The following is an 11143-nucleotide window of genomic DNA, read 5'->3' as shown; positions in this document are numbered from 1 at the left end:
TCTGTATCTGTTAAAATAAAGTTTGTTGTCAGTTAGTTTGCAACCTTTACCATACTGTGGCGTACTACGAAATCCTTGTAGGTGTAGCCCTTCTGAAATTCTTCCACCACGATGTTCTCTCCAACCTCTTCATCCTCCACATGCATCACTGCATTATGGAAATCCGGGTTGAATTCCTTTCCCACTGCTTCGATCGGCTTCACACCAAGCTCATCCAGTGTTGTGGTAAGCTGCTTGTAGATCATTTTCATTCCATCTGCAAAAGCATCGCCTTCCTGTGCCTGTGCAAGACCTCTTTCGAAGTTATCCACAACCGGCAGGATCTTTTCAACGATCTCTTTTGCGCCGATGATGTACATGCTGGATTTTTCTTTTTCCGTTCTTTTACGGAAATTATCAAATTCAGCCATGGTACGCTTCAGGCGATCGGTAAGTTCCTCCACCTTCTGCTCAGATTTATCTTTTTTCTTCTTTCCGAAGAAGGAAGTTTTTGATTTTTCTTCTTTTTTATCCTCTGAGGCAGCTTCTTCGCCTGGAGTATTATTTTCTTCCTCCGGCAGATCTTCTCCCTCCGGTGTCAGGTTTTCTTCTTCCTGATCTCCGTCAGTTACGGGGATTTCCTTCTCCGCTTCCTGCTCTTCGGATGTTTTCTTTGTTTCCTCCGACACTTTTTTTCTACCGCCTTTCTAAGTTTTCTTCTTTTTCAAAACGTCATCCAGATGATTCTTCAGTTCCTTCAGACTGTCCACTACATTCTCATAATCCATTCGTTTGGGACCGATGATCCCGATGGTTCCGTACATTCCGTCTCCCAGTTCATATCTGGCAGTTACAATGCTGCAGTCCTTCATGGTCTGGATTGGCATCTCATCACCGATGTAAACCTGAATTCCTGTATTCTCTCCATCTGACATCTGTTCTTTTACAAGATCGGCAAGTTCATGCTTCTCCTCAAATGCGGAGATCAGCTCCGTTGCCTTCTCTTTATCGGCAAGCTCCGGATACTTGAAAATGTTAGTTGCACCTGAAGTATAGATCTCCATATCTTCCTCTTCCACATGAATGGTGGCTGCCACTGCATCCAGAACCGTTGCCACCACACCGCTGTGGCTGCCTGCCTGTTCCTTCAGTCTGGCGATCATCCCAAGGTTGATATCCTGGATTGGAATCCCATTGAGATTGGTGTTAAGAAGAAGATTCAGTTTCAGGATCGTCTGGTCGTCCATTTCCTCATCCAGATTGATGATCTGGTTCCGGACTGTGTTGTTGTCACTGACAACCACTGCCACAAGCTGAAGCTCGCTCATCCTCGACAGCTGGATGAACTTGACCTTGTTGCCGCTGTACTGCGGAACGGAAACCATGGTAGCATAGTTGGTATTGGAAGCAAGAACCTTCGCAACCTTCTTAAGCACCTTATCCATCTTATCTGTCTTCTCAATGATCAGATCTCGCAGCTCTGCGACCTCCGCTTCCTTCTCCTTCATCAACTCATTGACGTAAAGTCTGTAGCCCTTATCTGAAGGAATCCTTCCTGCTGAGGTATGAGGCTGGACGATATAGCCCATATCTGTCAGGTCTGACATTTCATTTCGGATCGTTGCGGAACTGACATTGAGATCCGCATACTTGGAAATGGTCCTGGAACCAACCGGTTCTCCGGTTTCCATATAGGTCTTGATGATTGCTTTTAAGATTTTTTGCTTGCGCTCATTCAACACCTCTTCCATGAATCCATCTCCTTTCCTTTTTATTCTTTCCTGACGGATGTTGATTCTTTTTTTACATCTGTTAGCACTCATTTTAGTGGAGTGCTAACATCTACAGTCTTTAAGATATCACCATGTAAAATATTTGTCAATATGTTTTGAAAAAAAGTTCTTATTTTTTCAAAACAAAAAAAGCATCAGTACGATGCTTTTTTGTAATACTGGTCTATGCAGTTCTGTGCCCCGGCAAAAAATTCCGCTTCTGTTTTCTGTCCCAGCATATATTTCTGAAATTCCGTTCCCATGGACGAAACGGCTTCTATGGAATCGGCACACAGTGGTCTTGCTTTCAGCTTATAATCTTTCAGATATTGCCGGATCATTTCAATGCCATCCAGATCAAAATTCTTATCCTCGATCACATCCAGTCTTGCCGGACACATTTTTGTCAGCTGTCCGTAATTTTTACTGGCCTCATATCCGGACACATACTGAAGGAACTTCAGAGCTGCTTCTTTATGATCAGAATTTTTATTCAGTACATACTGCCAGGTTGCGATATTGGTCACCTTCTCGTCAAATTCCGGAAATGGTGCCATATGGATCTTATCTTTTCCATACACGCCTGCATTCTGAAAAGTACTCAACACACCGGTATACATAAACATACATCCATACTGGCCGTTTATAAATTTTTCATTCAGCTGGTCATGCTGGTCGATCAGATTCTCCTCTGATATCATCCCTGTATCCAGCATTCGCTTCATATATTCTGCCGCTTCTCTTGTTTTCGGATCCGTCCAGTCTGTATAATCTCCTCCGAAAAAATCGACATACTCGCTGATACTATTATATATGTAAGAAATCTCCCATGCATCCCCATATGCATATTTTCCCGTATTCTGAAGCTTTTTCTGAAGGATCTCAAGATCACTGAGACAGGAGAGTCTGTCCAGACCAGCCTGATCCAGCAATTCCTGGTTCACCCAGAATGCCATGATATCCATCCTGAACGGTACCGAAAAAATATGTCCGTCTGACATGCATATTTCTTTCAGGTATTCCTGCAGAAAATTCGCCGCTGTCTCCTCTGTCATAACCGTATCTTCCAACGGAAGAAGAAATCCCTTATGTTTAAATTCGGATATCATCTCATCATTTACTGTGATCAGATCAACAGAATCATCTCCTGATGTCAGAAGAGTTGCTATTTTGGCCTGGCGATTGTCCGCATTGGCCGGACATTTTTTAATATGGATCTTTATTCCAAGATCTTTTTCCGCCTGGCTGATAAAAGAATCAAAGCCTTCTGTGCCTGCATCCACATGAAGGATCGTCAGTTCCTGTCTGTTCTCCGGCACAATATCAGATGCAGCCTCCTTCTTCTGGACTCCACATCCTGTCACTGCCAGAGCCAGGGCAAATACCCCGCAAAATACCTGTTTTTTCAATCTCTACCACCCTTTTTATCTGGGCCATCTATCCTCTTTTGACATCAACGGCTGGAACGGTGCATGAGGAAGTGTCTGATACCAGTACGCTACACTTGCCACATCATCCTGTCGTTCAAACAGGCCACGGTATCCGACGCCTATCTGCTGAATCGTAACGCGAAGATCCTCTTCAAAGCAGATTGGATCCTGTAAATGCCATCTGTAAAAGCCTCTCATTGGCGGGCAGTCATCATTATGATAAAAATTGTGGATCAGCTCGTCATGGGCAGAATAATACGGATATCCCAGATACGGCGTGTTATAATTCTGTTCCACGGTTTTTCCATCCACCTGTTTGGCAAAGCTCCAGGAACCACCAAAGTAATCTTCCGTTCCTGTTCCACAGATGGTCGGATACTCCTCATCTCCGTCAATATAAAACTTCATTTCTCCCTCGCCCCACCAGTAACGTTCCAGTGTGGTAAGTGCCATGTAGGTTCCTATATAATGGCCTTTTCCTTTTACTCCATCCAAAATTGTATAATCTTTTGTTTTTTCTGTCAACCGTTCCCTTCTCCACTGCGCATGGAAATAAGCAATATCGTCCGGAAGCTCATCATAGAGACAGTAATCTACCTGATAAAAGAAAGCCGGGATTTTATTTGCATGCTGGTTTTCCAGTGTGATCTTTGCTTTCTTCTTAAACGGCATCGGGAAATAGCAGTTAAAGCCCCTGTTTGGAACAACAGCCACCGGAACAGAATTTACAAAACATTCCCTTCCGAATCCGCAGCAGAAGAAATCACCCAGAGGACTTTCCACGGAAGGAGTTTCCTCGTCATCCCAGTACATACGGATTACAAGATCTCTCAGTACAAAGCAATCTGCCTCTGTAGTCTTGTTATCAACGGTGATCCAGATATGATTGATCTGTCCCGGTCCTTCCATTTCTGCCAGAGTTACCACAGTTCCCGGCTCAATATCCCTGAGACACGGGCTTCCTTTTCTGGACGGTCCCAGATGACTTGCAGCCATACCGCCTCTGCCTTTTTCTCCATGAGGATTTTCTGCGTTGATCGCACGGCTTTTTCCATGCTTTGCAAGTGCGATCCCTCCCAGTCCGCCTGTAAATGCCTGATACATATCTGTTTTCTCCTCTCTTTTGGAAATTAAAAATATTATATTTACGCTTTTACTCCACCTGCCATGATACCATCCATGATCTGTTTCTCAAAAACAGCTACAAAGATAATGATCGGAAGAAGGATGATCCATCCCATGGCGCTGACCAGATCCCACGGAACTCCATACATGTTGTCACGTAACGGAAGCTGTACGATGGAAACAGAAAGTACCTGAATACCATTTGAATAAAACAACGGTGTGAAAAAGTTATTCAGACAGGTAATAAAGTTGATAATGCAAACCGTAGCGATTGCCGGCTTCATCAGCGGCAGAACGATCGTAAACAGTCTCTGTGAAAAAGATGCGCCGTCAATAGCAGCTGCCTCCTCCAGTGAGATCGGGATCTCACCGACAAAGTTTCTGAGGATCAGAACCGTAAACGGTATAACGGTACTGATATAAAGAAGGATAAGTCCCGGATATGTATCATACAGCTTTACCTTCTGCATAAACTCATACAGCGGGCGGGCTGTGACAACCTCAGGGATCAGCATGGTAGCCAGAACAAACGCAAATGCAACAGAAACTCCCTTTGAGTTAAATCTTGAGAAGCCATAGGCAGCCATTGCACACAGCACGGTACTGATCACAAGTGTAATGCCTACGATCAGAACTGTATTTCCGATCTTTGAAAGCAGTCCTACATTCTGTATCAGAAATTTATAGCTTTCCAGTGTGGGATGATCCGGAAGATAATCGATCGGTGTTTTAAACAGTTCTCCTGACGGTGTGATCGAAGAAATAAAGATCCAGTAAACCGGGAACAGGATCAGAAAAGCCACAACTGCAAACAGAACCCATCTTCCAACGGCTACCACTCCATGATAAACATTATATTTTCCTGTATTCTTCACGATAATTCCCCCTAACTGTCAAACTTATTCATAACACGTATATTCAGCCAGCTGAAGATCGCCATTACAACAAACAGCAGCATAGCCAGCGCCGAAGCATATCCTACGTTTAGATTTGTAAATGCTTCTGTTGTGATTCTGTATGCGATCAGCGCAGTATCCTCTCCAGGGCCTCCAGATGTCATGGAATAAACCAGATCGAAGGTTGTCAGTCTCCAGAGTGTGAACGGAATACATAAAGTCAGGACATTTTTTGCAATCAGCGGAAGTGTGATCCGGAAAAAGCTCTGGATCCCGTTTGCACCGTCTACCTTTGCTGCCTCATAGATATCGCCGGAAATAAACTGAAGTCCGGAAAGTACAAGAATTGCAAAGAACGGAAGGTCCTTCCACAGGTCCATTGCAATTACCGCTGCTCTTGCAGTACCTGTATTGATCAGCCAGCTGTTCTGGTAACCCGGTACAAACCAGCGGATAAAATCATTGATCAGACCATAATCATTGTTAAATGCCCATTTTGCAGCCATACCGGCTACTACTGCAGGCATAGCCCACGGGATCAGCACGATGGTCCTCAGAAAACGGCGGCCTTTGAATTTCATATTCAGGATCAGTGCCAGGATAACTCCGAGGATCACATGAAAGATCATGGAAGCAACCACAAATATTGCCGTAAAGCTGATCGATGTGAGCACTTTAGGATCAGAAAATACCTTCAGGTAATTCTTGAAGCCTATAAATTCATTGATACCTGCAAGGATACTGATATTAAAGAAGCTGTTTTTCACAGTCATCAGAATGGGATATACTGTTGTAAAACCTCGAATCAGTACAACCGGCAGGATCAAAAGCCATGGTATCCACTTCATATTTTTTTTGCTTATTGTCATGGAACTTTCCTCCCTGTTCATCAAGCAATGTAAAGCAGACTTTTACCTCTGCTTTACATTGCTGTTTTTTTATATCTTTTACTTATACATATCTACCACATCCTGAGCCTTCTTGCAGAACTCATCAACTGTAATCTCGTCTTTCATACAGGACTGGAAGATTGTTCCCATATCGCTGATAAATTCCATTGTCTGTGCCACCATCGGACGTCCCTGTACATTGCATTCATTTGCATATCTGCTGTACATTTCTTTTGCCGGGTCAGAATCCGGAACTACCTTCTCTGCAACATCCTTTCTTGCAGGATATCTGTCAAATGCTTTATAGGAAGCTTCCATTCCGCCTTCATCAGCCATATACTGGAGGAATTTCACAGCTGCATCTTTATTCTTGGATGCTTTGTTGAGAACATAGCTCCAGGAATCTGTAAAGATCGCACGCTCTCCCTTGCCGCTGAAATCCGGTACCATTTCCATGTGGATCTTATCTGCGCCAAGCATATCTGCCTTTGCATAATCTGTTCCAAGGCCCCACATGAACCAGCATCCGTATTTTCCGTCATTGATCTTCGGATTCATCTGGTCATATTTATCTGCAATCTGTTCGATGGATGTTTCTTTATTAGCAACCAGATCGTGAAGGAACTGAACTGCTTCCTTGTTTTCCTCTTTGGTCCAGTCAAAATAATCGCCGCCGAACATGTTTACAAACTGTGCAAGCTCGTTAAATGCATAGGTTTTCTCCCAGGAACCGCCGTAGCCGAATCTTCCGTCCTTGGAAACAGCCTTCATATACTTCATGAAATCCTCTTTTGTATCAATGGATTTGATTCCGACCTCATCCATGATCTCCTGATTTACCCAGAATGCAAGATATCCTGTATAGCCTGGAACACCGACGATGTTTCCGTCCTTATCTGTGATCATATCCTTTACATATCCCTGGGCAAACTGATCAGCGATATCATCTGTCATTACTGTATCGTTCAGTCCTTCCAGCCATCCGGAATTTTTAAATGCCGCGCTCATCTCATCGTTGATCTCAATGACATCCACGGAAGTATCTCCTGTGGAAAGCATTGTGGTGATCTTCTGCTGACGGGTATCTGTATCTGTAGGTGCCGCAATTACATTAATGTTCAGGCCCGTGGCATCTTCCACATTTGCAAGCCAGTCCTCAAAATCCGGGTCTGTGGTGTTGACGCTGTATAAGGTAAGATCATATTTTTCCTTTGCGGAAACAGTAACCACGTTACCTGCCATACCCACAACCATCGCTGCTGCCAAAACTGCACTCATTACTTTTTTCTTCATATCTTTCTTCCTTTCTGGACATTTTCGTGTTTGTCCACACCTGTTTTTGATGGTTTAAGGATACCAGAGAGCCCCCTCATTCTAAATACAATATTTTATGATTTATTTATATTATTTTTCGTTCTCTTGTATTTTTGTTGTTAATTTTTTATAATCCTTTTATATAATCTATATTTGTAACGGCTTTTTTCACAGCTGAATTCGGTTTCATTAATTTGTTTTTGACATAAAGGAGAATATGTACTATGAAATTCCACAAATGTATCCCACCCAGTTTTTCCTCATTTCGCTATAAGCTCCTGCTCGCATTTCTGATCGCAACTATGGTACCTCTGATTTCCCTGACCTTCATCAGCTACCATATCTCCTATAACATTGCCAGAGATCGTATTATCGATTCCGCCGTAATGACTGACAGACAGCTGGTTTCTCAGCTGAACGACCGTCTCGGTCAGGTTGAAAATGTAGCAGATACCATACAGTTTCAAATGTACTCCCTAAATCATTCTTCCTCCAATAAGGTAGATGCACTTAAAAAATTCACCACTGTAAAAAACAATATTTCGCTGTATAAATCCACATTCGATTTCTTCCATATATATGTTTTTCTGCGGCCGGATCAGCTTGGTTCAAAAGAAGGCCTGTACTTCTTTTCCACAGACGAGCTTTCTGCATATGGTCTTGATAAAAATACTGTTTCCGGTTCAGGCTTCTCCTCTGTCTGGATACCGGTTTCCAATATGCCGCTGCCTAAAATACTGTCAACAAAAAAAACATCCGCCGATGTGATTCTCTGCGTCCGGGCACTGAAAAATCAGGCCACCGGTATTCTGGAATACGCCTACGGCATTGCACTGGATACCTCAGAGCTTACCACTTATCTGCAGCCTGCAGCTATGGATTCCCGCATATACAGCTACATTCTCACAGATCACGGAGAGATTGCAGCGAAAAATACATCCTCACTGAATTTATCCGGAATTTCCAAAGCACAGTTTCAGAAATTTAAAGAAAATGCAGATTCTTCTTTTCACAGCGGCGACAAATATTATAACTGCTGTACCTTAAGCAATGGCTGGCTCCATGTTACCGAAATCCCTGAAAGCTACATTAGGGGCAACACACACATTCTGATCCGTGCCTTACTGATCACTGTCCTTATTTTTCTGCCCCTTACTGTTATCATCGTTATCCTGTTTTCCGAAAATCTAACCCGGAAGATCACTGCACTTTCCTATGCAATGGAAGCCTTTCAGCTGGGACATGATCCGGAACATCTGTCTATCGTTACTGTTCCCCACCCGGATGATCCTTCCAGGTATGATGAGATTGACAGACTGGGCATCACCTTTGAAGATATGCAGCACACAATAGCCGGAAACCTGAAATCCATTGTAAATCTTTCCGTAAACGAAGAACGTCTGAAATACCAGCTGCTCCAGTCACAGATCAATCCGCATTTTCTTTACAATATCCTGGGATCGATCCGTACCTGCCAGTCCCTTGGAAAGCTTGACATTGCTGATCAGATGATCGCAGATTTGACTGCCTTTTACCGTCTTACCCTGCGTAAATCAAAGGAACTTATTCCTATTAAAGATGAATTGGAAATTGCCCGGCTTTATCTGGAAATGGAAAAGCTCTGTCATAAAGATAATCTGGACTGGGAAATCGAAGCAGAAGATGGAATCGAAAATTTCCTGATCTGCAAGTTTACACTTCAGCCATTTCTCGAAAATTCCATTCTGCACGGGATTTCTTCGGGCACACCAGCTGTTTTCATTTCGATCCATGTTCTTTATGGCGATGATACGGTTGTGATCTCCATTGAGGACAACGGTGCCGGCATGGACTCCGAAACCCTTGCACAGCTGCGCCATGCTATTGAGCATAATGTTATTGATTATGAGAAGCATTTTGGAATTTCCAACGTAAGTTCCCGTATTTCCAACCCATTATACGGAAACGGTTCCGTAAGGATCCGCAGCAACCCCGGAAACGGCACATACGTCACCATTGAATTCGAACAGATGGAGGAAGATATCGATGAAAAAAATAATGATCGTAGATGATAATTACTTATCTGCAGAAGGTATCGAAAAAAACATAGACTGGGAAACACTGAATGCAGAGATCATCCATGTCTGCTACAATGGAACCTCTGCTATCGAAGCCATGAAAAAAGAACCGGCAGATCTGATCATTTCTGACATTGAAATGCCTGATCTTGACGGCATTTCCATGAGCCGTCAAGCTCTTGAGATCAATCCTATGGTGAAGATCATCCTGATCAGTGCCTATGATAAATTTGAATATGCAAGACGTGCTCTGCTCCTCGGTGCTCTGGATTATATCGAAAAGCCTCTGGATTATGCCTATCTTATCCAGAAGGTAAAAAACGCTTTTGCACTGATGGAAAAGGAACAGAAAAATCTCCAGCTTCTGAAACAAAGCAGGCCTCTTCTTACGGAAAAATTTTTCCGCGAGATCACACACCTTCCGTCTTCTGAAGCAGCCTACCGACTGAAGCCTTATCTTAAGTATCTGAATCTGGAGCTGAATTATGATTTTTATGCAATTGTTATTCTGGAGCTTGAAAATGCTCCGGATCTAAAATCCGTTTACGGGATTGAAAAGTTTCAGATGGAGCTTCTCAACCTTCAGGATCTGATAACAGAGGAAACCGCTTCTCTTGATTTTGTGTATCTTCTCCCGGATATGGATGGCTATCTGTGCATTCTGGGACACAGCGGCTGTCAGTCCAACAGCTTTCGCCAGCTTACCAGCGGACTTATTTCCTCAATCGCAGATGCCTGCCAGCCACTGGGACTTTCTCTCAACGCAGGCATTGGAACAATTGTCCAGGATTTCTGGAACCTGAACCATTCTTATAAAAGCGCCGTACATGCGCTGGAATACAGATTCTTTTTCCCTCATCAGAATATCTTTGACGGAAGAGACGCTCTGGGTTCCGATCTGTCTGTTGCAGATTTTTCAGATACAAAGGAGGATGAACTGATCCGGCTTCTCTGCAAAAAGGATACCGCTGCCATAGATCTCTGGTTTCAGAATTTTTCCGACTGGCTCACTCAGAAATTTCGCACAAAGAATTTCGCTTTCATACAGATTTATTCTCTTCTTGGCCGGATCCTGAAATTTTTCTATGAATTAAATCTGGATACGCATGACCTTGAAGCTAAAATTTTGTATGTTTACAACCACATAAATGAGTTTCATAATACGGAAGAGCTATGTCAATGGCTGAAGGATCTGTGCCATCTTTTATGCCGGAAGCTTGATTCCTCCATGAATGATTATCACCAGAAGCTCTGTGAACTGGTGATTTCCTATATCAACGAACACTACACTGACAATACGCTCTGCCTCAATGACATTGCTGCCTCTGCCAATGTAAGCCCTGCTTATTTAAGTGCTCTTTTCAAAAAAAATCAGGGGATCAGTCTCAGTGACTTTATCACATCTCAGCGAATTTCCGCAGCCGCCCGTTACCTGACTACGACTACTATGAGTCTGAAGGAGATCAGCCTGAAATGTGGTTATGCCAATCAATATTATTTCAGCACCAGCTTCAAAAAGAAAATGGGGATCACACCTTCCGCCTATCGGGAACAGAATACATAACTTCTTCTCTTCTTTATAACAAAGTTACTGGCACAAATGCCAGTGCCCTTCTCCGGAATTTTACTTATAATCAATCAATAAAGAGACCCCTCATATTTTTTCGAAGGAGGGATCGC

General features: G+C 43.2%; 9 protein-coding genes. 2 read left to right on the top strand and 7 right to left on the bottom strand.

What is annotated here, in order from left to right:
- Nucleotides 1–32 precede the first annotated feature (32 nt).
- From grpE to G5B06_RS04405, 7 genes are all read right to left on the bottom strand, one after another.
- The gene (grpE, locus tag G5B06_RS04435) at nucleotides 33–668 is read right to left on the bottom strand and encodes a nucleotide exchange factor GrpE (RefSeq protein ID WP_059085388.1); all 636 of its coding nucleotides are present in this window, start codon (nucleotides 666–668) and stop codon (nucleotides 33–35) included.
- Between the two features lie 18 nt (nucleotides 669–686).
- The gene (hrcA, locus tag G5B06_RS04430; RefSeq protein WP_059085387.1) at nucleotides 687–1730 is read right to left on the bottom strand and encodes a heat-inducible transcriptional repressor HrcA; all 1044 of its coding nucleotides are present in this window, start codon (nucleotides 1728–1730) and stop codon (nucleotides 687–689) included.
- Nucleotides 1731–1906: 176 nt separating this feature from the next.
- Nucleotides 1907–3160 (bottom strand): ABC transporter substrate-binding protein, encoded by a 1254-nt coding sequence (locus tag G5B06_RS04425; RefSeq protein WP_244094528.1) that lies wholly within the window; start codon nucleotides 3158–3160, stop codon nucleotides 1907–1909.
- 15 nt (nucleotides 3161–3175) lie between these two features.
- Entirely contained in the window at nucleotides 3176–4285 is a 1110-nt protein-coding gene (locus G5B06_RS04420) for a glycoside hydrolase family 172 protein (protein ID WP_021652327.1), read from the bottom strand.
- A 41-nt stretch (nucleotides 4286–4326) separates the two neighbouring features.
- Entirely contained in the window at nucleotides 4327–5181 is an 855-nt protein-coding gene (locus tag G5B06_RS04415) for a carbohydrate ABC transporter permease (RefSeq protein ID WP_021652326.1), read from the bottom strand.
- Between the two features lie 11 nt (nucleotides 5182–5192).
- Nucleotides 5193–6071, bottom strand: a complete 879-nt coding sequence (locus G5B06_RS04410; RefSeq protein ID WP_044961978.1) for a carbohydrate ABC transporter permease — start codon at nucleotides 6069–6071, stop codon at nucleotides 5193–5195.
- Between the two features lie 78 nt (nucleotides 6072–6149).
- Entirely contained in the window at nucleotides 6150–7385 is a 1236-nt protein-coding gene (locus G5B06_RS04405; protein WP_092071267.1) for an ABC transporter substrate-binding protein, read from the bottom strand.
- 245 nt (nucleotides 7386–7630) lie between these two features.
- On the opposite strand from G5B06_RS04405, the gene G5B06_RS04400 reads away from it, so the two are divergent.
- Nucleotides 7631–9457 (top strand): sensor histidine kinase, encoded by a 1827-nt coding sequence (locus tag G5B06_RS04400; RefSeq protein ID WP_180215126.1) that lies wholly within the window; start codon nucleotides 7631–7633, stop codon nucleotides 9455–9457.
- Complete coding sequence (locus G5B06_RS04395; RefSeq protein WP_243279008.1) at nucleotides 9432–11027, top strand: response regulator; 1596 nt, start codon at nucleotides 9432–9434, stop codon at nucleotides 11025–11027. Before G5B06_RS04400 ends, G5B06_RS04395 begins: the two co-directional genes overlap by 26 nt.
- Nucleotides 11028–11143 lie beyond the last annotated feature (116 nt).

The sequence above is a fragment of the Blautia luti genome (assembly GCF_013304735.1).
Classification (GTDB): domain Bacteria; phylum Bacillota; class Clostridia; order Lachnospirales; family Lachnospiraceae; genus Blautia_A.
Note: the sequence above shows the minus strand (reverse complement) of the source record. Positions and strands in the feature narration are given on the sequence as shown.